Raw genomic sequence first — 21,580 nt, 5'->3', positions numbered from 1 at the left:
GGAATCACCCCATGGCCGGCGCCATCGCGAATACTCCCCATAGCATTACAAGCAATAACGGAAGGGACAACAGGACGAACACTCCGTTCCAGCCAAATGCCACCACCCACCGTGACACCTGACCAAACCGTGACAGCAACATCACCGCCGGGCCGAACGGCGACAGCATCATGGCCAGGGAGAAACCGATCACCAGCGCGACCGCAACGGGCAACGGGTCGACCCCCTCCGTCACCAACTGAGGCATCAATCCCGCCTGCACACTGAGCACGGTGATAGGAATAATCCCCACTGCCGATAGCAGGGGCATCATCAGCGACCCACACACCGCCAGCACCAATACACCAAGCTCACCAGATGCCATGCCTGCCAGGGCATCTGCCGGAATCACACCCACCAGCGCCACGCCCAGCCCGGCGGAACCGGCAAAGATGGACATCTCATTGCTCATACCCAGCATATTGTCAGCGGCCTCCCGCGCCACCTCTGTCGCTGAGCGATCGTGCCAGAGCATATAAAGAAGGGTCACCACCGGCACCGTCAGCATGGCCGCCACCGACACCTTCAGAGCCGTGAACTGTACCAGCACCCCCATGGCGGTGAAGATGATCAGTACCAAGGGCAATAATCGCCCGCTTCCGGCCGGCCAGGTTTCCAACGGCTTACGCTCGCTGCTGACCAGGCGAAAGCGCTTGTATTCCAGCACCCACCCCACCAGTACCAGCAATATCGCGCTGCCAATGCCATAGGGCAGCAGGCCGGACCAGCTCAGCGTGGGCACTTCCCGGGTAATAATGGCGACCGCAACGCTGGTGGGCGCTACCAGCGGCACCAGAGCGAATCCCCGCAACGTACTGATCAACACACTGCGCAGCCACCGCAGGCGCGAGACACCAGTAATACCCCGTTGCCCGAGGGTATCCGCCAGGGTGCCGCAGAGCAGGTTCATCACCCCGAAACTCAGCACCGAGGCGATACCGCAGCTCACCACCGCGTATTTCGGGTACAACAACGCCGGGCGTCCACCCAGTAATACATCGTGGATTCTCTGCAATACCTCCAGCCGCCGTACCAGGCACTGCATCATCCCCAGACTTCCCAGAAAGGCGGCGTAAAAGGCGGCATTGGAGGCGGCCCGCATAAGATCACCGGAATCCAGCTGGCCGACAACACCCAGATAGCCGATGGCCAGCAGGGAAATCAGGAACAGGTAGCGGGAATAGGCCTGCAATCGCCACAGGGCGAACAGAAAGTAAAGAACAAATAACACGCCGGCGAGCGCACTAAGATGTGGGCTGGAGATGCAAAGCGCTATAAGTTCCAGCAAAACCGCGACAGGAACCAGAAAACGGCTCATAACAGATTAGTGCCTTTCGATGATGGTATCGGTTGCATTTCACACAGACCCGGATTAGTCTTTAGCAACCAATATACAAAACTTAATTCCGCTATACGAAACTATATCAACATTAATGACATGACAACCCCCACCCCTTTCCTCCTTATAATGGGAAGATCACAATGGGGACCATGTCTTCTGATGAAACGGGAGATGCCATGAGCGCATTCATCTATGACGGGCTAAGAACACCCTTCGGTCGACACGCAGGCGCACTGGCCAAGGTGCGACCGGATGATTTACTGGCCAGCGTCATCAAGGCATTGGTTGAGCGTAATGCGTTTGCCGCAGAAGCCTACGAGGATGTCATTGCCGGCTGCACCAACCAGGCCGGTGAAGACGCCCGCAACCTGGCCCGCCATGCCGGATTGATGGCTGGCCTCCCTGTTGAAACCGGCGGCCTCACCGTCAACCGCCTGTGCGGTTCTGGCCTGGCGGCTATCATCGACGCTTCACGGGCGGTTCGCTGTGGCGAGGGCGATCTGTTTGTCGCCGGTGGCGCGGAAAGCATGAGCCGGGCGCCATTCGTCATGGCCAAGAGCGAAAGCCCGTTCAGCAGGGACTTCCGTGCCTTCGACAGCACCATTGGCGCGCGTTTCCCCAATCCCCGTATTGAAGCGGCATTCGGCGCGGACACCATGCCCGAAACCGCCGATAACATTGCGCGGGAGCTGGACCTGAGCCGGGAAGTGGTGGATCAGTTTGCCGCCCAGAGTCAGGCCCGCTACGACGCTGCTCTGAAGGACGGCTTCTATAATGAAGAGATTCTTGCCATTGAAGTGCCTCAGGGCCGGAAAAAACCGCCGGTCAGCGTAAGCAGTGATGAACACCCACGCCCCCAGTCCACAGTGGAGGCGCTTTCAGGCTTACGCTCCCTGTTTGAAGGCGGCGTAGTGACCGCAGGTAACGCTTCCGGCATCAACGACGGCGCCGCTGCCCTGATCATCGGCTCCCGCGAGGCCGGTGAGAAAGCCGGCATCCAGCCCCGCGCCCGTATCGTCTCCGCAGCCATTGCGGGGGTTCCCCCGCGGGTCATGGGCTACGGCCCGGTACCGGCCAGCGAGAAAGCCCTCGCCCGTGCGGGTCTGGGCATCAACGATATGGACGTGATCGAGATCAACGAGGCATTCGCCGCCCAGGTTCTCGGCTGTACCACCAAACTGGGCATTGACCCAACCGATTCCCGGCTGAATCCCAACGGCGGTGCCATTGCTGTAGGCCATCCCCTGGGAGCATCCGGCGCACGGATTGCATTGACCGCCACTCGCCAGCTTGAGCGCAGCGGTGGGCGTTACGCATTGATCAGCATGTGCATTGGCGTCGGCCAGGGCATTGCTGCTGTGATTGAACGGGTTACCTATTAAAGAGCATCCGATTAAACAAGCTACAGACTAATTTTTTTGAGGAGATACCACTATGGCTTCCGCACCCTGGGATGACCTGCTGCAATTCGACAAGCAACTGGATGAAACCGAGCGTCAGGTTCGCGACAGCATCCGCTCCTTCTGTGACCAGCGCCTGATGCCTGGCATTATCGAAGCGAACCGCCACGAGAAATTCGACCGCTCTATCTTCACCGACATGGGCGAGCTGGGCATGCTCGGCGCCACCCTGCCGGAAGAATACGGCGGCCCCGGCCTGAACCACGTCTGTTATGGTCTGATCGCCCGTGAAGTGGAGCGGGTGGATTCCGCTTACCGATCTGCCCTGAGCGTGCAGTCTTCATTGGTCATGTACCCCATTTTCAGCTACGGCCAGGAAGCGCTGAAAAAGCGTATCCTGCCGAAACTGGCCTCCGGTGAGTACGTCGGCTGCTTTGGCCTGACCGAGCCCAACCACGGTTCCGACCCGGGCGGCATGGAAACCCGCGCCAAGAAAGTCGACGGCGGCTACCTGTTGAGTGGTTCCAAGATGTGGATAACCAACTCCCCCATTGCCGATGTCTGCGTGGTCTGGGGCAAGCTTGATGGCAAAGTAACCGGATTCGTGATCGAGCGTGAAGGCGCCAAAGGCCTGGAAACACCGAAGATCGAAGGCAAGTTCTCGCTGCGGGCCTCTGACACCGGCTCCATTTTTATGGACGAGGTGTTTGTACCAGAAGAGAACAAGCTGGAAGTCGAAGGCCTGAAGGGCCCGCTGAGCTGCCTGACCAAGGCCCGTTACGGCATCAGCTGGGGCGCTCTGGGTGCCGCCGAGTTCTGCTGGCACGCCGCCCGCAACTACACCCTGGAGCGCCAGCAGTTCGGCAGGCCGCTGGCCGCCAACCAGCTGATCCAGAAGAAGCTGGTGGACATGCAGACTGAAATCACCATCGGCCTTCAGGCGGTGCTTCAGTTGGGCCGCATGATGGACGACGGCGTTGCCACTCCGGATTCCGTGTCCCTGCTCAAGCGTAACAACTGCGGCAAGGCTCTGGACATCGCCCGGGTTGCCCGTGACATGCACGGCGGTAACGGCATCTCTGATGAGTACCACGTGATTCGCCACGTGATGAATCTGGAAGCGGTGAATACCTATGAAGGTACTCACGATGTCCACGCCCTGATTCTGGGCCGTGGCCAGACCGGGATTCAGGCTTTCAGCTGATCTCCATTGAGGGAAACCCAAAAGGCAGAGCCCCGGCTCTGCCTTTTTTCTGCAACATATACGGTGAAACGTCTCACAACATTGTCACCAGGATAATTCTGGCCCCTTCTGCCCCTCCTGAAGCACCTATTTAATTAGTTGTTAATGCTAGTCTTTAACACGACTTAACAATAGGCGGCGCTCGTCACCCCTAATCTCAGACGCCAATCCCAAGCGATCGGTGCCTTTATTTCAATATATTATCTTCTGGTTAAGGAGAAACCCATGAAGAAATCCCGTCTAATAACAACTGCCATCATTGCCGCCATGGCCGCAGGCTGTGCTTCAACCCAATCTGTGCAAGAAAGCCCCGAATACCAGGAGCTCCAGAACAGGCAACAAAGTCTGGAGCAGACAAACCAGCAGTTACGTGCGCAACTGAACAACCAGCAACAATCGTCTTCCTCTGAGCCTTCGACACAAAACCAGTCACAACTTTTGCCGCCCAACGCCCAGCCCGGTCACTGTTATGCCCGCGTTGTCATCCCGGAAACCTACAAAACGGAAATGCAGCGTGTAATGGTCTCCGAAGAAGACACCAAGGTGACCACCAAACCGGCACAGTACAAAACCGTAGAGAAACGGGTACTGGTTAACGAAGCCTACGAAGAACTCAAGGTGATTCCGGCAACCTATAAGACCGTGACCGAGCGGGTACTGGTCAAAGAAGCTTCCAGCAAGCTGGTCACCAAGCCGGCAGAATACAAAACCGTCACCGAAAAAGTTCTGGTTAAGCCGGCCTACAGCACCTGGAAGAAAGGTCGCGGCCCGATTGAGAAAATCAACGAATCCACCGGTGAAATCATGTGCCTGGTGGAAGTGCCTGCAGAATACAAAACAATTGAGCGCAGAGAACTGGTTCTCCCGGAGCGCACCGAATCTGTGGAAATTCCTGCAGAGTACGAGACTGTCACCAAACGTGTGGTGGATGTACCGGCCCATACCGAGAAAGTCACAATTCCCGCCGAGTACAAAACCGTGAAGGTGGTCCAGCAAGTCGAACCACCCCAGGAAAAGACGGTCACCATCCCTGCCGTTTACGCGGAAGTTCCCAAGAGCGTGAAGGTTTCCGAAGCCGACATGGAATGGCGTGAAATTCTGTGCGAAACCAACGTCACTGAGGGTGTGGTTCAGCGCTTGCAGCAAGCTCTCGAAGCCAAAGGCTACGATCCGGTCTGGATCGACGGCGTCTACGGCTCCAAGACCCGCGCAGCCCTGATCGCCTATCAGAAAGACAATAACCTGCCCTCTGGCAACCTCACTATCGCGTCCCTGGAGCACCTCGGAGTTGAACTCTGATTAAAGATTCCGGACGAAAAATAACCGCGACCTTGGTCGCGGTTATTTTTTGGGCGACAGGACCGTCGCCCTGCCTATCTGGGATAACCGGTGATATCACGAATACGGGCATATAACGGCTGCAAACGCCCATACATGCCCTGGTAAACTTCCCGGTACAACCTGTCATACAGCTGCTGGGTTTCCGGATTAGGCTCAAACACCTGCCCCACCCGCGTCATTCTGTTTACTGCCGTTTCAAAGTCCGGGTAATCCCCCAACCCGACCGCCGCATCAATCGCCGCTCCCAAGCCCGATGTTTCATAGGTATGAGGACGCTCCGCCGGCAGACCAAAGATATCCGCGGTCAGCTGCATGGCGGCATCACTCTGGGAGCCACCACCGGCTACCCGCAAACGCGTGATTGGCACACCGGTGCGCTTCTCGATCCGTTCCTTGCCCTCACGCAGGGCGTAGGCCAGCCCTTCCAGGATGGCACGGTAGATGTGGGAGCGAGTATGCACATCACCGAAACCGATGATCGCCCCTTTGGCCTCCGGCCCTGGCTGACGAACCCCCGGTGACCAATACGGCTGCAGGGTGAGCCCCATGGAACCCGGTGGCACTTCATTGACCAGTTCGTCGAACAAGGCCTCCGGCTGGATACCCCGCTCCTCGGCGATGCGCTGCTCCCGCTGGCCGAACTCGCGCTTGAACCAACTCACCATCCAGAAACCCCGATAAATCATGACCTCCGTACAGTAGTGGTGCGGAATTGCCGACGGGTATGGCGGCATGAAGCGAATCGGTTCCACATATCGGGCGCTGTTGGTGTTGATGGTCGCCGTGGTGCCATAGCTCATGCAACCGATGTCCGGCGCATAACCGCCGGAACCCAGGATTTCACAGGCCTTGTCCGAGGCCGCCGCTATAACCGGCAGCCCTTCGGGAAGGCCCAGTTGACTGGCCGCTTCTGACTGCAGTTCGCCGATTTTCTCCCCCGGCTGCACGAGTTCCGGCAGCATGGATGGTTTGATTGGCATCAACTGCCATTTGAAGTCCCGTTTGCCGGCCCAGACCTGCCGTTTGTAGTCGAAGGGAATATAACCCACCTGGCTGCCGACCGAGTCCACCATCCGGCCGGTCAGGCGCCAATTGAGGTAACCGGAAAGCAGCACAAATTTGTCCGTGCGGTTCCATATGTCCGGCTGATTCTGGGCAATCCAGTTGGCCTGGGCATTTTCCCGAAACCGTCGAATAGTGTCCTGCAACCCCAGCAGCCGGAAGAACCAGCCCCAGGGTCCTCGCACCGGGCCTTCCGCACGGGCGTGGCGCTGATCCAGCCAGGTAATGGCCGGACGCAATACGTCACCGTTGCGATCCAGATTCAGTACCGTGCCACGCTGAGTGGTGACAGTGACTGCCCTGACCTCTTTCGGGCGGGCGTCCGTATCCGCCCAGAGCTTGTTGCACGCCTTGCCCAAACTTTGCCAGTAATAATCCGGGTGTTGTTCGGCCCAACCAGGCTGATCAGAGAAATAAGGCTCAATCTCTTCCTTGCCCTTGCCAACCAGTTCGCCCTCCAGGTTGAACAGCAACGCCCGCACACTCTGCGTGCCGTTATCGATGGCCAGAATCAATGGAGCCGTCATGATGCGCTCCTCCCTTCATCGAGCAGACTGTAGGCCTGCCGCCAAAGCTCAAGGTAGTGATTCCTCTCCACCTGCCAGCGTTCAGCGGACCAGTTCAGCACCGGAGTGCAAAGCGCCTGTAAACGGTCGAGGACAGCCTCGCCACCCCGGGGGAGCAACAGTCCGATACGGGTCCGTCGCAGGAGCAGGTCGTCCAATTGCTGGATGCTTTCGTTGGCGGCACTCCACACCAGCTCGGCCCAGAGGGTGTCAGTGTCCGCCACCGGTTCGAGGGGGCCAGCCGCCAGCACCTCCGGCAACCGGTCACCATAATGCCCCTGCAAACGCTGCCATTGCCGGCTCGAAACCGATGCCGGTCGCTGCCCGGGCGTCGATGGTCGCTGGAAGATGGGAGCGTCCGACCTTGCGGTTTCCAGCTTGTCCAGATAAGGCAGCCCTTTGGCGAGGACATCCTGGGCAATCAGCCGGAACGTGGTGAGTTTGCCGCCGGCAACACTGATCACGCCGCCATCGTCCCAGATCGCATGCTCCCGGTTTTCCTTTGAGGGGTCCTTGGCGCTTCCTCCCACCACCGGACGAACACCCGCCCAGGTGCTCAGCACATCGGCGGTGCCAACACCGCTGTCCGGGAAAACCCGGCCCACGACCGCCAGCAGATAATCCACCTCCTCCGGCGTGATTCGGGCCTCGTCATCCAGGGTCAGCGAATGATCAAGGTCGGTGGTTCCGACCACCGTCACCCCTTCCCAGGGGAAAATGAAGACCGGGCGGCCATCGTCCGGATGGAACAGGGAAATGGTACAAGCTGCAGGCAAGCGCCAGGAGGGGAAAACCAGATGGCTGCCGCGCAGGGGCCGAATGGTTTTCTCCGCGCCCAATTGGGCGCGCAGGTTGTCGGTCCAGGCACCGGTGGCGTTGACCACCAGATTGGCGCTGATTGTCAGGGACTCGCCATTCATCTGGTTGCTGACATGGAGGCGTTTCACCCCGCCAGAGTCACGATCCACTTTCTCGACACGCACGTAGTTAAGTACCTCGGCGCCATCACTCACCGCCTCGTGCAGCGTACGCAGAACCAGGCGGGCATCGTCGGTTACCGCGTCGGCGAAGCGAGTGCCACCATACAGGCCATCACGGTTGAGGCCCGGCACCCACTCAAGAACCCGGTCGCCTTTCAGGTATTCGTGATTGCGCTCTCCTGCCATCCAGTCGTACACCGACAGCAGGGCGCCGAACAGCCGTGGACCGGGGAACTGCCGACAGTAGTGCGGCATCACAAACGGCAGTGGATCCACCAGTCCCGGGGCTTCCTGCAACAGCCGCTGACGCTCGCGCACCGCGTCCCGGGTCAGCCCGACGTGTCCACTTCCGAGATAGCGCAGACCGCCATGGACCATCTTGGAAGAGCGGCTGGAGGTGCCCCAGGCAAAATCCCGCTGTTCCACCAGCAGGGCCCTGAGACCGGCCCGGGCCGCTTCCCGTAGGATACCCGCCCCGGTGATACCACCGCCGACGACCACCAGATCATAGTGTTCCTCGCCTCCACGCAACCGATCAAGCACCGACTCACGCGGCCAGGCCGGCAAGTTGGCACCCGTCATGACCCGGAATCCTCCTGCAGCAAGGTACCCGGATTAAGACGGGCATCGGGATCGAACAGGTCACACAGGGAACGAATCGCTTCCATACCCAGCTCGCCTTTTTCCACTGGCAGGTACGGCGCGTGGTCCTTGCCAACCCCATGCTGGTGACTGATGGTGCCGCGGTTCTCAACGATCAGTTGCGACGTCGACTGTTTGAGCTTTTGCCAACGCGCGTGCGTCGTGACGTAATCATCCGCGGTGCGGAAGACGTAGGTGGTGTAGATGCTGCAGCCCTGAGTGTAGAAATGGGACAGGTGCGTGAACACATGCACGGCCTCATTGTCTTCAGACAGGCCATACCGAAGGTTGTCCTCCACCCGGTTGATCATGTTGTCCACATTGTCCCAGTCCGTGGCGGTTTCCAGGGTGTCCACGGCGTAGCCCATTTGCCAGAGGGCTTCGCGCAGGTACGGCATGGTGAACCGTTTTTCGGCCCACTTGCTGCCCATATGGGTACCGGTATAGACCCCCCGGTGAGCTTTACAGATGCGCCGGACTTCCCGCAGGGCGGCGCGGCACTGGGTTTTGCTACCGGTCAGGCCAAGAGTCATCATGCATTTGCCGTCGCCCACGCCACGGAAAGCCAGGAATTTCTCCAGGGTGCCGATCAGCTTTTCATGCCCGGCCAGCGCCAGCTGGGTTTCGGTTTCCCTGGCGTTGCTGACCCGGATCATGGAGAGCTGCACCCGCGACTGGACCAAGCTCCGGGACGCATCGCGGGCGGTCGCCCAACTGGGAAAGAAAAGAACGTGGAAAGCCTCCTTCTCCGGCAGCGGTGTGACACGTACCTTAACCTCGGTGATCAATCCCATGCGTCCTTCCGAGCCCATGATCATCTCGCGGATATCCGGTCCTGCCGAAGAAGCAGGAATCGTGGGAATGGTGAGTGGACCGCGAGGGGTTTCCATACGCCCGCCGGCAAACAACTGTTCAATGCGTCCGTAACGCAGGGACTGTTGGCCACTGGACCGGCTCGCCACCCAGCCACCAACCGTCGACAGCTCAAACGACTGGGGAAAATGCCCCAGAGTGTAACCCTCAGCCTTGAGCTGGGCTTCCAGCAATGGCCCCGGCGTGCCCGCACCGAAGGTGGCAATATGGCTCTCGTGATCCAGATCCAGCAGGCGATTCATGCGTGCAAGACTGATGGTAAGGACCGGCTTGTCGGATTCGTTGGGGTTGATATGGCCGGCCACACTGGTTCCGCCGCCGTAGGGAATGACAATAGCACCGGTATGCGCAGCGCATTGCAGTAGCTCCCGGGCGTCCTCCGAGCTCTCCGGGAAGGCGACCCCGTCCGGGAAAACGCCGAACTCACCGCTGCGCATGGCCAGCCAGTCCGCCAGACTCTGCCCCCGGGCGTGGCGGACGCGGGTCTCGGCGTCTGTCGACACCTTTTCGTGGTGCGGCAATCGGGTTTCGGGCACTCTGGCCAGTACAGATTCCAGAGTGGCATCGGGAAGCGGCTGCGCCCCGCCGATCCTCTCGGCGAGAAAGGCCGAGCCATTGGCCGGCAGCTCCAGATTGAATTGATCATCACCCCAGCCGTTCCAACGTCGCATTTGTGGCTCCTTGTTGTCGCTAATGCGGTTACACTTATACGGTTACACCAGGGTGTAGAGTCTTACCGTTTACCACAATCCTGTCACGGTCGATCAGCGACAACTGAATGAGCAAATGACGACAGATAACAGTCTTGGCCTCGCCTCCGTCACCGCCGTCCAACAGTATCTTCGCCTGGCACAGGACGAAGGCCTGGACGTTGCAGCTCTGTGCCACGCAGCCGGCCTGCCTGCCGATCTGCCAACCCTGTCCCAGGGCCATGTCCCCGGAAACCGCTTTCAGGCACTGATCCGTGCGATGGCTGAACAGACCGGTAATCCGTTGCTGGGTCTGTACAGTGGCGACTATGTGCAGCCCGGCTCCTATAATGTGCTGGGCTACATCACCATGAGCTGTGCCACCCTGGGAGAAGCGATCGAACGGATTGCTCCCTATGAGAAACTGGTGGGCGACATGGGGGTGACCCGGGTCCTGCGGCAGGGCGACGAAACACACCTGATCTGGGCATGTGCCTATACCGATCCGGCAGTGCGCCCCCACATGATCGATAACGTTTTTGCCTCCTGGATACAGTACGCCCGCTGGCTCGCAGGTCATGACGAACCGGCGCCACTGCAGGTCGATCTGGAACACCCCTCACCCGGAGCCGGACTGGAAAATGCCTATCGCGATCGCTGGGGCTGCCCGGTGCGGTTTGATCAACCGGACAGTCGCATCCGCTTTAACCAGTCACTGTTGAACGCCCCCCTGCGTCAACCGGACCCGGACCTGAGACAGACCCTGGAAGAGCACGCCCGGACTCGCATGGAAACCCTCGGGGACCGCGATGGTTTGTCTACTCGCGTCAGGCACGCTATCTATCAACAACTGCGACAGGGAGTGACCCGACAGGATAGGGTGGCCGAACAACTGGCCATGACGTCGCGAACGCTGCAACGCAAACTGGGCGAGGAAGGTCTGTCCTATCAGCGCCTGCTGGATGATATCCGGCACGAACTGGCGCGGGACTACCTGACCAATACCCAACTGAGCATTCAGGAAATCACCGTGCGCCTGGGATTCAGCGAGGTGCGCTCCTTCCATCGGCGATTTAAAGACTGGAGCGGCAGCACCCCCGGCGAGTTCAGGAACAAAACGCGTAAAGATTCGGCGTCATAGCATGAGTTTCCCCTGCCACAAGGCAGACTGACGGCCACAAAAAAGCCCCGCAGCGGGGGAACACTGCGGGGCGAAGCAAAGGGTGCAAACGCACCTGAGAACAATCGTTTTATGTCTGCGCCTTACCGATCAGAAGCTCAGCTTGGCCGAGGCCATAACCTGCTCGTAGTGCTGGCTGCTGCTGGTGGCAATCTCTCCGAAATCCCAGTAGGCGTATTCCACGCCCAGGGTCAGATTCCTGTGAGCGGACCACAACAGGCTGGCGTGAACCGACGTCGAGGAATCAAAGTAACTCAACGTACCGGCCGGCGGCGCCACCAGGTCATCGACAATTTCGGTATGAGAAACGATCAGGTTGCTGCGCCATGACGGTGACCAGAAATGACGGTAGGCGGCTGTAGCGCCATAGCTCTTGAGCGGTTCCACATCACCCATGGCTTGCGCAGCCAGGTCCACGTCCGGGTAGGTAAACAGGCCCATGTAGCGACCAAGCGCGCCGTAGCTGTATTGCAGGCGCAGATCATCACGTCCAATGGTGGGAATTCGAGCACTCAGAGAGACCGCGCCATCGATCCTGGTTTCGTCTGCGGCGTCATCTTCAAAGTTACGCAGCAGACCGGCAATGGAGTAGAACCCGTAATTGCCGCGAATCTGGTAGCGCATGGCCAGGTCCGGGTAAGACTGATCATCATAGGAATTGTCGGAGAAGCCGTCCTCGGGATTTTCCAGGGAAATCATAACCTTCCCGCCCGGCGCAGCCATATTGTAGCGAATCATCGGCTGGGTTACGTATATAAATGCCGCCTGCTTACCCTGATCGAGCACCTCCGGCATGGCGGCCAGGTCGGTAAAGGTGGTGTAGGTCTGACCGAAGTCCCAGTTGTTCCAGGAACCATAAGCCTGGCGCAAACGCGGAGAATAACTGTTGGAAACGACTTCATTTCCGTCGTTCATCTCCTTGTTAAAATCCATCTCCACATAGGTGGTCAGTGTATGACCGGCAACATCCTCGGTCTTGGTACCGATACTGATGCGCGATTCACGAGCAGAGAGGCCGGTCTTCCAGTCGCTCTCGCCTGAAGCCGCCGCTTTCGCAAAGGTTCGTGGCAGACCAACACTGTAACTGTTCATGCTGCCGTTTCCGTTGGAGCCAAAAATAGCATCCGCCTTGATGAAGCCACCGAATGAAATCGTGGTATTCCCTATTTTGATCCCGTCACCATCCCGCAGCAGATAGGGGTTGTCATCCTGCAACTCAGGTGCCGTGTCCACGGCGCCTTCCAGTTTGCTCTCCAGCAGTTGTACCCGCTCTCGCAGTTCGTCCAGCTCGGAACTCTGCGCCAGGGCAGATCCTGACCCGAAAGCGATCAGCGGGAGGCTGGTCAGGGCGATGGCACGAGCGAGTGGGCGTGCGTGAAAACGCGTTGTTGTTGTCATCTCAAACCTCTTAACGGAGTTGATTGCATGTCTTTGTTATTGAAATTTCCGGTGCTGGTACTGGCTCACACCAAATCAATCTTGCTGTTTCACTGTGCGGTATTTGTTGATTTTTTAGTTCCGCACAGCAGTACCATCTTCCGTGTTTTCGAATATAGACGATGCTTTTGCTATCAACAAGTCATTGAAACCAAATTTTGATGAAAGTCGTAATTACTGTGTGTTTTCTTGTTTCATTATCATTGACAGGGGTGCAATCTTTGACTGATCATTGAGTAATTCTGCTATGCGGTATATATTTTCGCTGTAATGCATTGACGAGGTTATCCGATGAACATGAACTACACGGCCGAGGAACTTGCCTTCCGTGACGAGGTAAGAGCGTTCCTGGATGAGAAACTGCCGGCGGACATCGCCGCCAAAGTAAAAGGGTTCCGCCGCCTGTCCAAAGAGGACCATCAGCGGTGGCAGAAAATTCTCAGCGAGCAGGGCTGGTACGCCACCCATTGGCCGGAAGAGTATGGCGGTGTGAAATGGACTCCGGTGCAGAAGCACATCTGGGACGAAGAATCCTGCCGTTACGGTGTTCCCCGCTCCATCCCGTTCGGGGTGAACATGGTGGCACCGGTGATCATCAAGTTCGGTAACGAAGAACAGAAACAGAAGTACCTGCCACGGATCCTCAGCGGCGAGGACTGGTGGTGCCAGGGTTATTCCGAGCCCGGCGCCGGTTCCGACCTGGCGTCCCTGAAGACCCGCGCAGTGCGCGACGGCGATCACTACATCGTTAACGGCCAGAAGACCTGGACCACCCTGGGCCAGCACGCCAACATGATCTTCTGTCTGGTGCGCACCAACACCGAAGTCAAGAACCAGGAAGGTATTTCGTTCCTGCTGATGGACATGGACACACCGGGCATTACCGTGCGTCCCATCATCACCCTGGAGGGCGAGCACGAGGTCAACGAAGTGTTCTTCGAAGACGTGAAGGTGCCGGTTGAAAACCTGGTGGGTGAAGAAGACAAGGGCTGGACCTACGCCAAGTATCTGCTGACCTATGAACGCACCGGCCTGGCCGGCATTGGCATGTCCAAGGCGGCACTGTCACACCTGAAAGAATTGGCTTCACGGCGATTGAAGAATGGCCGCCCGCTGATTGAGGATCCGTCCTTCAGCCAGCGAATTGCCAAGGTGGAGATCGACCTGACCGCAGCGGCCATCAGCAACCTGCGCATTATTGCTTCGGTCGAAGGCGGCGGCGTACCCGGCGCGGAAAGTTCCATGCTGAAAGTGAAAGGCACCGAAATCCGCCAGGCCATCAACGACCTGGCGCGCCGCGCGATCGGCCCCTACGCCCTGCCATTCCTCGAAGAAGAGTTGGATATGGACTACGAGGGTGATTTCCTGTCGGACGAAAACGCCGCGCCACTATCGGCCCAGTACTTCAACAATCGCAAGCTGTCGATTTTCGGCGGATCCAACGAGATCCAGAAGAACATCGTGTCGAAAATGATTCTCGGGCTTTAAGGAGGCGACCATGGATTTCCGACTCAATGAAGAGCAGCAGATGCTGCAGGACACCGTGGCGCGTCTGGTGCGCGGTGAATACAGTTTTGAAAAGCGCCTGGAATTCAGCGAGACCAACCTGGGTTTCAGTGCCGATTTCTGGCAACAGCTCAGCGAGCTGGGCCTGACTGCGGTGCCTTTCTCCGAAGAACTTGGGGGCTTCGGCGGGGGCGGCGTGGAAGTTCAGTCTGTGATGGCGGAACTGGGGCGAGGCCTGTGCCTGGAACCGTACATGCAGTCGGTCATTCTGGGTGGCGGCCTGATCGATCAGACCGGCAACGATAACCAGAAGGAACACTGGCTTGCCGGTATCGCCAGTGGCGAACTGAAAGCCGCCGTCGGCCTGCAGGAGCCCCAGAGCTTCTATGACCTGAACAACGTGGAAACCCGTGCAGAGAAAAAGGGTGAAGGCTATGTCCTGAACGGCCGCAAGGCGGTGGTGATCGGCGGCCACTGTGCCGATCTGATCATCGTTTCCGCCCGCACTTCGGGTGATTCCCGCGAGGCCGACGGCATCAGCCTGTTTGCCCTGAGCCCGGAAACTGCCGGTGTTGAACGCCGCACCTACCCCACCATCGACGGTGCCAAGGGCTGCGACATTACCCTCAACAACGTGCAGGTCGGCGCAGATGCGCTGCTGGGTGAGGAAGGCAACGCAGCTAACGTCATCGAATATCAGGCCGGCCGTGCGATTGCCGCACTGTGCGCCGAAGCCGTGGGCGTGATGGAAATGGCCAACGAACTGACCCTGGACTACCTCAAACAGCGCAAGCAGTTTGGCGTACCCATCGGCAAGTTCCAGGTACTGCAGCACCGTATGGTGGACATGATGTCCGAACTGGAGCAGGCACGTTCCATGGCCATTCTGTCCGCCAGCGTCGCCGACAGCGAACAGAGTGATGAACGCCGTCGTGTGCTGGCTGCGGCCAAGAACGTGATTGGTCGGGCCGGTCAGTTTATTTCCGAGGCCGGTATTCAGTCTCACGGTGGTATCGGCATGACCTGGGAGTACAACTTTGCCCACTATGCCAAGCGATTGATCGCCATCAATCACCAGCTGGGCGACGACGATTTCCACCTGGAACATTACGCCTCCCTGCTGCAGGCCAGCTAACAGGCGTTGGACTTGTGAGCCTGGGCCTCTCTATCCAGTCAGGGGTCTTTTGCGGGGGTGGCGGCAGCCACCCCCTTTTTTATGCCGTACACTGCGGAAAATTTTTTTCATAGGTTGAGGACATCACGGTGACAACAACAAGTGATCAATCACAGCAGGACCTGAGAAAAGCCGAATGGAAAGTACGTACCGAACTGGCCGCCGCCTACCGACTGGTCGCCCTGTTCGGCTGGGACGATCTGGTATTCACCCACCTGTCCGCCCGGGTGCCGGGACCGGATCACCATTTTCTGATCAACCCCTATGGGTTGCTGTTCCATGAAATCACCGCGTCCTCGCTGGTGAAGGTGGATCAGGACGGACAGGTAGTGGAGTCTGGCAACCTCAGCCGTGTCAATCCAGCGGGCTTCACCATCCATAGTGCCGTACATATGGGGCGCGAAGATGCCGGCGCGGTGATGCACCTGCACGCACCCGATGGTGTTGCCGTATCCGCCCATCGGGATGGTCTGCTCCCCCTGAGCCAGACTGCGATGCTGTGCCTGAACCACCTGAGCTACCACGATTACGAGGGCGTCGCCCTGAACCTCGACGAGCGGGAACGGCTGATCAGGGATCTGGGTGACAAGTCGATGATGCTGTTACGCAATCATGGGGTACTGACCGCGGGCAAGGACGTACCGGAAACCTTTACCTACCTGTATTTTCTGATGAAAGCCTGCGAAATCCAGGTCAAGGCCCAGAGCTGTGGCCCGACCTACCTGCCCTCGCAACAGGCCATTCAGACCACAGCCGACCAGTCTCAGGCGCTGGGTGGCGCAGCTGCACTGACATGGCCTGCACTGGTGCGACTCCTGGACAGCAAGAATCCGGGTTACGCCGTTTGAATCCACTGACAAGAACAAAAGGAGACTTTGATGGTATCCATCGCGTTAAATGATCTGGACAGCTACACCGGTGTGGTTATCGGCCACAGTCCCTGGAAGACCATTAGCCAGGACATGATCCAGGCATTCGCCGATGCTACGGGTGATCACCAGTGGATTCATGTGGACGTGGAACGGGCCGAGCGGGAAGCGCCGTGGAAGAGCCCAGTGGCTCATGGATTCCTTACTGTGTCATTGATCCCCCAACTCAACCAGCAATTGATGACGGTGACCGGTACCAGCGCCAGCATCAACTACGGCATGAACAAGCTGAGGTTCCCGGCAGCGGTCAGGTCCGGTTCCGATATCCGCACCCGGGTAGAGCTTCAGAGCGTCACCAAAGTGGATGACCAGCGCACGCTGGCAGCCTACAAGACGACCGTGGAGATCCGGGGCGAAGACAAGCCCGCCTGTGTGGCGGAGAATCTGGTGATGTACGTGGAGTAAAGCATTCGTTACATATCTGAAGGGGCCTTCCGGCCCCTTTTTGTTTTAAGACAGGTCTGTCAGTCGATTTCCTCGCGAACAATTTCACCGTCTTTCACGACAGCCAGCGTGGTCTCGGTGACAAATCCGCCGTTTTCGGTCACTTCAGTGACCTCATACGGGTTCTTGCTCACATCCATGCTCTTCAGGGCATCACCGACAGCCGCTCGAAGGGTTTTCGGGTCGGTGGACTCAGTGGCGTCCATGGCTTCCACGAGGGCATGCAGGGCCAGGTAGTTATAGGCCGCTTCAGAGCCAGGCATCTTGCCGTACTCCGCCTTGTAACGCTCGATGAAGTCTTTCGCCGCATCGGTTTCATACACGCTCAGCGGCACCACTCCAATGGCGCCTTCCACCATATCCAGACCGCCAGCGACCTTGGCTACTTCATCAATCTTGGCCTGATCCATCACGATGAAGCCACCCTGGAAACCCATCTGACGTGCCTGCTGTACTACCAGGCCGGTCGGCTCGGAGGCACCGCCCACAAACATCACGTCCGGAGCCTCGGCGATAATGCGGCTGACGCCAGTAAAGAAATCCGCCGACTTGTTGTAGTCCATGGGAGTATCCGAAACGACTTCACCGCCCTTGGATTCCCACTCTTTCTTGACCATGGAGCCCCAGATCTTCGCGTACTCGTGAGTGGCGCCACCCATGCCCAGCTTCTTGCCCTGGTGCTCCAGCGCGTAGTCGGTAAAGGCTCTGACGTATCCATCAAAAGTGGGCGGAATGCGCAGGGTCAGACTGTTTCCCTTTTCAGTAATGCTGGGCACACTGGAGTAGGCCATCAGCAGGAAATCATCTTTCTCGTTGAAGTCCTGAAGGGCAAAAATGCCGCCGGAATGAGGCACAAATATCGCCGAAACGTTGGATTCCTGCTTCAGACGCTTGGCGTTGGTGGCCGCCTGAGCCGGTGAGTACCGGTCATCCAGGGAAACCAGGTTCACCGTGGTCTTCTCGCCGTTCAGGTCGAAACCGCCCGCCGCGTTGATTTCCTCAACAGCCATCCGCAATCCGGACAGCGTGTTTTCGCCGTAGAGTGCTGCGCCGCCGCTCAGCGGACCGGTGAACCCAATATTCACTTCGCCCGCCATGGCACCGGCGGACAGACTCATGCCCAGGGTTACCGTCGCGACAGCCTGACCCAGTTTTTTGGCTATTTTCATTGTTGTCTCCTGGTTGTGTTGTGCGTGTCTCTATAATTGTTGTTTGAGGCCAGTCAGGCCCCGATGTACGCCTTGCGAACCTGCTCATTGCCAAGCATCGCTTCCCGGTCACCTTCCATGACCAGGTGGCCGTTTTCCATGACGTACGCGCGATTGGCAATCTTGAGGGCCGCGAAAGCATTCTGTTCAGCCAGCAACACGGTTGTGCCCAGACTGTTTATCTGTCTGATGGTTTCGAACATCTGCTTGACCACCAACGGGGCAAGGCCCAGGGATGGTTCGTCCAGCATCAACAAGCGCGGCCGGCTCATCATGGCGCGACCGATGGCCACCATCTGTTGCTGGCCACCGGACAACGATCCGGCCGACTCATTGGCCTTGTCTCCGAGGATCGGAAACAGCTCCAGCACCTCATTCAGACGTTTCCGGTTGCCCTGACGATCCCGACGGTGCACATAGGCCCCCATCATCAGGTTCTGCATTACCCTCATCTCGGGGAACAGCTTGCGCCCTTCGGCACACTGCACCACACCGTTGGATACAATGGCGCTGGCCTTCATGCCGTTGAGCTGCTTGTCTTCGAAAAGAATGTCGCCGGCGGCGGGCTTCACCAGACCACTGATGGCATTGAACAGACTGGTTTTACCCGCGCCATTGGCCCCCAGCAGCACCACCAGTTCCCCGGTATCCACGGACATTGAAATGTTCGTCAGAGCCTTGAAGCTGCCGTAGCAGACGTCGACATGATTAAGCTGCAGCATCTTCATCACCTCCCAGGTAGGCCTCGATCACCACCGGATTGTTGCGCACTTCTTCCGGCGTGCCCTCGGCAATCTTCTCGCCGTGGTCCAGCACCATGATCTTGTCCGCAAGGCTCATAATCATGTCCATCTTGTGCTCGATCAGGCAGACGGTCAGTCCTTTCTCGTCCACCATCTTGCGCATCAGCGCGGCAAAACCGACGGTTTCCTCCGGATTTATCCCGGCGGCGGGTTCGTCCAGCAGGACAATCTTGGGATCGGTGGCCAGCGCCAGCGCGAAGGCAACGCGTTTGCGCTCTTCCTGGGTGATGTCGGCAATAAACTGGCCCGCCACATGGGTAAGCCCCACAAACTCAAGGGCTTCCATCGCTTTGTCCCGAGCGGATTTTTCTTCCCGTTGCAGGCGTTTGCTGTTGATCAGCACATCCCACAATCCGGAGCGGGTGCGCAGCCGATGCCCCACGATCAGGTTATCCAGCACGGTCGCCTGCTCGAACAGGTTGGTGGTCTGGAAAGTCCTTCCGACACCCAGCCGTGCCACCTTGTCGCTGGGCAGTTTGGTGACGTCCACACCGCCCAACAGGATGCGGCCGGACGTCGGCTCGTGCATACCGGAGATCAGATTGAAAAAGGTACTTTTTCCGGCCCCGTTCGGCCCGATAATGGCGTTGATCTTGCCCGTCTCGAATTCCACCGAGACATCGTTCACCGCGGCCAGGCCGCCAAACATTTTGGTCAGATGTTCTACCTTAAGCATTGCTTTCTGCCTCCCTGGGTTGAACCGTATTCACCTTGCTTTCCTCACGCTTTTTGCCAGGCACCAAGGCCTGGGACTTGCGGTGCATCCAGGTCAGGAAAGAACCGGTAATACCCCTCGGGAAGAAGATCACCAGCAGCACCAGTAGCGGACCGAAAATGATCATCCGGTACTCTTCCAGGAACTGCAGGGACTGGGTGATCCACACAATGCCGATGGTACCCAGCAGCGGCCCCATGATGGTGCCGATGCCGCCCACCAACAGGTAGGTGATCATGTCGAATGTATGTTGGATATTGGCCTCATCCGGACCGATGAAACGCACCATCCCCGCATACAGGGCACCGGCCAGACCGGCGTAGGTGGTGGACAGGACAAACGCCAGCACTTTGTTGCGCATCAGGTTGATACCCAGGGACTGGGCCAGCTCGTCACCGTTGCGAATGGCGAGGAATGTCCGCCCCAGCAGAGACTTGGACAACCGCCCCATGAACCAGATAGCGAACACCAGGAACGCCAGCACCAGGTAGTAGAACGGCGTGGTGTCGGTGAAATCCACCACACCGAAGCCGTAGGGGGCGGCGATGTCACGAACGCCAATGGCGCCATGAGTCAGTTCTTCCCACTTGTCGATCAACAGGTAGATGATGAAACCCACGCACAGGGTAAAGATGGCAAAGTAGTGCTCTTTCAGTCGCAGGGAGACAATACCCACCAGAAAACCGAGTACGGCGGTCGTGACCAGTGCAGCCACAAAGGCCGGCCAGAAGCTCCAGCCAAAGTCGGCGGTCAGCAGGCCCAGGGTGTAGGCACCAATGGCAAAGAAACCGCCGTGGGCCAGGTTCAGCTGGCCGCAGAAACCGGTAATGATGTTAAGGCCGTAGACCGCTATCGCCCAGACAAAGGCGGTGGCCATCACGTACACCTGATATTCGTTCGCCGCGACCAGCGGAAACAGCACGGCAAAGGCCAGCATCAGGTACTTGGCGGCTGGCGTCATCAACATGGATGCGAACTTGAACATGATCAGTGCGCCCCCTTCGCGAACAGGCCCTGTGGACGAACGGACAGGATCAGCACCAACAGGCCGAAGGCGATGATGTCCTTATAGGATGTGGAGATGTAGAACCCGCCGAGGGCCTCGGCGAAGCCGATAATCATGCCGCCGACGATGGCACCGGGAATGCTGCCCATGCCACCGAGGATAATAATCACGAAGGCTTTCATGATGACCAGGTGGCCCATGGCGGGGTACACCAGGTTGATCGGCGCGTAGAGAGTGGCGGCGAATGCGGCCAGCACACCGGAGATGGCAAAGGTCATCATCGCCACGCGGTTGGCATCGATTCCCACCAGGAAGGCGCCGTCACGGCTCTGGGCCATGGCGATGATGGTCGCACCGGTCATCGTCTTGCGCAGGAACAGTTGCAGGGCGACCACCAGTACGAACGCACCGGCAATGATCAGCAGACGCTGTTCAGGGATGATCAAGCCGTCGAAATTCAGGATGCCGGTAAACGGCGAAGACATGCGGCGGAAATCCGAACCCCAGAACATCTGCACCACCGCTTCCAGGAACAACAGAATACCAATGGCGGCGATCTTGTCATGAATCGGCGGTGAATGCCTCAGGGGATGGAATACCAGGCGCTCACACAATACCGCCAGGGCGGCCACTACAATGGCGGAACCAGCCATGGCAACCCAGTAATGCGCTCCCAGGTCCACCATGAAGAAGTAGGACATGAAAGCGCCGACCATATACAGCGCACCGTGTGCGAAGTTCGGGATGTGGAGTATCCCGTAGACCAGGGTCAGTCCCAGGGCTACGAGACCGTAGATACTCCCCAGGGTTAACCCATTGATGATTTGTTGAAAGAAAAGGTTCAAGTGTGCTCCTCCGCTGTTTTGTTGTTGTAGCGAGTTATGCGGTTTTGAGCAGGGTCTTGCGACCCCGCATCAGCATGATGAAACAATTACATCGAACGTCTCGCATGTCAATATTTAGAATCACATTCTGCAGTGCGAAACGAAAAGATCGTAATG

18 protein-coding genes are annotated in these 21,580 nt (G+C 58.2%); 8 read left to right on the top strand and 10 right to left on the bottom strand.

The genetic code is table 11. The features are described 5' to 3' along the window. Positions 1-4: 4 nt before the first annotated feature. Positions 5-1,357, bottom strand: a complete 1,353-nt coding sequence (locus MARLIPOL_RS11910; protein ID WP_012138383.1) for a hypothetical protein — start codon at positions 1,355-1,357, stop codon at positions 5-7. Between the two features lie 200 nt (positions 1,358-1,557). Between MARLIPOL_RS11910 and MARLIPOL_RS11905 the strand changes: the two genes are divergently transcribed. From MARLIPOL_RS11905 to MARLIPOL_RS11895, 3 genes are all read left to right on the top strand, one after another. Further along, on the top strand, positions 1,558-2,763 hold the full coding sequence (locus MARLIPOL_RS11905; RefSeq protein ID WP_036191335.1) for a 3-oxoadipyl-CoA thiolase: 1,206 nt from the start codon (positions 1,558-1,560) through the stop codon (positions 2,761-2,763). Positions 2,764-2,815: 52 nt separating this feature from the next. Continuing rightward, positions 2,816-3,985 (top strand): acyl-CoA dehydrogenase, encoded by a 1,170-nt coding sequence (locus tag MARLIPOL_RS11900; RefSeq protein ID WP_012138381.1) that lies wholly within the window; start codon positions 2,816-2,818, stop codon positions 3,983-3,985. 264 nt (positions 3,986-4,249) lie between these two features. Then, on the top strand, positions 4,250-5,323 hold the full coding sequence (locus MARLIPOL_RS11895; protein ID WP_012138380.1) for a peptidoglycan-binding domain-containing protein: 1,074 nt from the start codon (positions 4,250-4,252) through the stop codon (positions 5,321-5,323). A 74-nt stretch (positions 5,324-5,397) separates the two neighbouring features. On the opposite strand, the gene MARLIPOL_RS11890 is transcribed toward MARLIPOL_RS11895, so the two are convergent. From MARLIPOL_RS11890 to MARLIPOL_RS11880, 3 genes are read right to left on the bottom strand one after another with little or no spacing between them, the layout of a single operon-like run. Then, positions 5,398-6,954, bottom strand: a complete 1,557-nt coding sequence (locus MARLIPOL_RS11890) for an FGGY-family carbohydrate kinase (RefSeq protein ID WP_012138379.1) — start codon at positions 6,952-6,954, stop codon at positions 5,398-5,400. Further along, positions 6,951-8,555, bottom strand: coding sequence for a glycerol-3-phosphate dehydrogenase/oxidase (locus MARLIPOL_RS11885; RefSeq protein ID WP_012138378.1), 1,605 nt, complete (start codon positions 8,553-8,555; stop codon positions 6,951-6,953). The genes MARLIPOL_RS11890 and MARLIPOL_RS11885 overlap by 4 nt, the downstream gene beginning before the upstream one ends. After that, on the bottom strand, positions 8,552-10,159 hold the full coding sequence (locus MARLIPOL_RS11880; protein ID WP_012138377.1) for an FAD-binding oxidoreductase: 1,608 nt from the start codon (positions 10,157-10,159) through the stop codon (positions 8,552-8,554). Before MARLIPOL_RS11880 ends, MARLIPOL_RS11885 begins: the two co-directional genes overlap by 4 nt. Before the next feature lie 115 nt (positions 10,160-10,274). Here MARLIPOL_RS11880 and MARLIPOL_RS11875 point away from each other — a divergent pair, with 115 nt between their 5' ends. After that, a complete protein-coding gene (locus MARLIPOL_RS11875; RefSeq protein WP_012138376.1) occupies positions 10,275-11,318 on the top strand; it encodes an AraC family transcriptional regulator in 1,044 nt (347 codons plus the stop codon). A 129-nt stretch (positions 11,319-11,447) separates the two neighbouring features. On the opposite strand, the gene MARLIPOL_RS11870 is transcribed toward MARLIPOL_RS11875, so the two are convergent. Continuing rightward, positions 11,448-12,755 (bottom strand): DcaP family trimeric outer membrane transporter, encoded by a 1,308-nt coding sequence (locus tag MARLIPOL_RS11870; protein WP_012138375.1) that lies wholly within the window; start codon positions 12,753-12,755, stop codon positions 11,448-11,450. 330 nt (positions 12,756-13,085) lie between these two features. Here MARLIPOL_RS11870 and MARLIPOL_RS11865 point away from each other — a divergent pair, with 330 nt between their 5' ends. The 4 genes from MARLIPOL_RS11865 to MARLIPOL_RS11850 all read left to right on the top strand — a co-directional run bounded on the left by MARLIPOL_RS11865 (position 13,086) and on the right by MARLIPOL_RS11850 (position 16,808). After that, complete coding sequence (locus MARLIPOL_RS11865) at positions 13,086-14,282, top strand: acyl-CoA dehydrogenase family protein (protein ID WP_012138373.1); 1,197 nt, start codon at positions 13,086-13,088, stop codon at positions 14,280-14,282. Positions 14,283-14,292: 10 nt separating this feature from the next. Beyond that, positions 14,293-15,435: an acyl-CoA dehydrogenase family protein gene (locus MARLIPOL_RS11860; RefSeq protein ID WP_012138372.1), complete on the top strand. Its 1,143-nt coding sequence runs from the start codon at positions 14,293-14,295 to the stop codon at positions 15,433-15,435. Positions 15,436-15,563: 128 nt separating this feature from the next. Then, positions 15,564-16,322 (top strand): class II aldolase/adducin family protein, encoded by a 759-nt coding sequence (locus MARLIPOL_RS11855; RefSeq protein ID WP_012138371.1) that lies wholly within the window; start codon positions 15,564-15,566, stop codon positions 16,320-16,322. Positions 16,323-16,352: 30 nt separating this feature from the next. Beyond that, the gene (locus MARLIPOL_RS11850; protein ID WP_012138370.1) at positions 16,353-16,808 is read left to right on the top strand and encodes a MaoC family dehydratase; all 456 of its coding nucleotides are present in this window, start codon (positions 16,353-16,355) and stop codon (positions 16,806-16,808) included. Between the two features lie 59 nt (positions 16,809-16,867). Here the strand turns inward: MARLIPOL_RS11850 and MARLIPOL_RS11845 are convergent, their stop codons facing one another. Genes MARLIPOL_RS11845 through MARLIPOL_RS11825 form a run of 5 tightly spaced genes read right to left on the bottom strand, consistent with a single transcriptional unit; the run spans position 16,868 to position 21,424 of the window. Further along, the gene (locus MARLIPOL_RS11845) at positions 16,868-18,016 is read right to left on the bottom strand and encodes an ABC transporter substrate-binding protein (RefSeq protein WP_012138369.1); all 1,149 of its coding nucleotides are present in this window, start codon (positions 18,014-18,016) and stop codon (positions 16,868-16,870) included. Between the two features lie 53 nt (positions 18,017-18,069). Next, positions 18,070-18,777, bottom strand: a complete 708-nt coding sequence (locus tag MARLIPOL_RS11840) for an ABC transporter ATP-binding protein (RefSeq protein ID WP_012138368.1) — start codon at positions 18,775-18,777, stop codon at positions 18,070-18,072. Then, complete coding sequence (locus MARLIPOL_RS11835) at positions 18,764-19,534, bottom strand: ABC transporter ATP-binding protein (protein ID WP_012138367.1); 771 nt, start codon at positions 19,532-19,534, stop codon at positions 18,764-18,766. Before MARLIPOL_RS11835 ends, MARLIPOL_RS11840 begins: the two co-directional genes overlap by 14 nt. Continuing rightward, positions 19,527-20,558: a branched-chain amino acid ABC transporter permease gene (locus MARLIPOL_RS11830; protein ID WP_012138366.1), complete on the bottom strand. Its 1,032-nt coding sequence runs from the start codon at positions 20,556-20,558 to the stop codon at positions 19,527-19,529. Before MARLIPOL_RS11830 ends, MARLIPOL_RS11835 begins: the two co-directional genes overlap by 8 nt. A gap of 2 nt (positions 20,559-20,560) precedes the next feature. Then, on the bottom strand, positions 20,561-21,424 hold the full coding sequence (locus tag MARLIPOL_RS11825; protein WP_012138365.1) for a branched-chain amino acid ABC transporter permease: 864 nt from the start codon (positions 21,422-21,424) through the stop codon (positions 20,561-20,563). Between the last annotated feature and the right edge of the window lie 156 nt (positions 21,425-21,580).

This window comes from Marinobacter lipolyticus SM19, from assembly GCF_000397065.2.
GTDB lineage: Bacteria > Pseudomonadota > Gammaproteobacteria > Pseudomonadales > Oleiphilaceae > Marinobacter > Marinobacter lipolyticus.
The sequence above is the reverse complement of the archived record's forward strand: the minus strand, read 5'-3'. Positions and strand labels throughout refer to the sequence as shown.

Excerpts from the sequence above, each read along its gene's own strand:
- MARLIPOL_RS11900 (WP_012138381.1), top strand. The coding sequence starts at position 2,816 with ATGGCTTCCGCACCCTGGGATGACCTGCTGCAATTCGACAAGCAACTG.
- MARLIPOL_RS11865 (WP_012138373.1), top strand. The coding sequence starts at position 13,086 with ATGAACATGAACTACACGGCCGAGGAACTTGCCTTCCGTGACGAGGTA.
- MARLIPOL_RS11890 (WP_012138379.1), bottom strand. The coding sequence starts at position 6,954 with ATGACGGCTCCATTGATTCTGGCCATCGATAACGGCACGCAGAGTGTG.
- MARLIPOL_RS11880 (WP_012138377.1), bottom strand. The coding sequence starts at position 10,159 with ATGCGACGTTGGAACGGCTGGGGTGATGATCAATTCAATCTGGAGCTG.
- MARLIPOL_RS11875 (WP_012138376.1), top strand. The coding sequence starts at position 10,275 with ATGACGACAGATAACAGTCTTGGCCTCGCCTCCGTCACCGCCGTCCAA.
- MARLIPOL_RS11860 (WP_012138372.1), top strand. The coding sequence starts at position 14,293 with ATGGATTTCCGACTCAATGAAGAGCAGCAGATGCTGCAGGACACCGTG.
- MARLIPOL_RS11850 (WP_012138370.1), top strand. The coding sequence starts at position 16,353 with ATGGTATCCATCGCGTTAAATGATCTGGACAGCTACACCGGTGTGGTT.
- MARLIPOL_RS11895 (WP_012138380.1), top strand. The coding sequence starts at position 4,250 with ATGAAGAAATCCCGTCTAATAACAACTGCCATCATTGCCGCCATGGCC.
- MARLIPOL_RS11910 (WP_012138383.1), bottom strand. The coding sequence starts at position 1,357 with ATGAGCCGTTTTCTGGTTCCTGTCGCGGTTTTGCTGGAACTTATAGCG.
- MARLIPOL_RS11830 (WP_012138366.1), bottom strand. The coding sequence starts at position 20,558 with ATGTTCAAGTTCGCATCCATGTTGATGACGCCAGCCGCCAAGTACCTG.
- MARLIPOL_RS11885 (WP_012138378.1), bottom strand. The coding sequence starts at position 8,555 with ATGACGGGTGCCAACTTGCCGGCCTGGCCGCGTGAGTCGGTGCTTGAT.
- MARLIPOL_RS11870 (WP_012138375.1), bottom strand. The coding sequence starts at position 12,755 with ATGACAACAACAACGCGTTTTCACGCACGCCCACTCGCTCGTGCCATC.
- MARLIPOL_RS11905 (WP_036191335.1), top strand. The coding sequence starts at position 1,558 with ATGAGCGCATTCATCTATGACGGGCTAAGAACACCCTTCGGTCGACAC.
- MARLIPOL_RS11845 (WP_012138369.1), bottom strand. The coding sequence starts at position 18,016 with ATGAAAATAGCCAAAAAACTGGGTCAGGCTGTCGCGACGGTAACCCTG.
- MARLIPOL_RS11835 (WP_012138367.1), bottom strand. The coding sequence starts at position 19,534 with ATGCTTAAGGTAGAACATCTGACCAAAATGTTTGGCGGCCTGGCCGCG.
- MARLIPOL_RS11840 (WP_012138368.1), bottom strand. The coding sequence starts at position 18,777 with ATGCTGCAGCTTAATCATGTCGACGTCTGCTACGGCAGCTTCAAGGCT.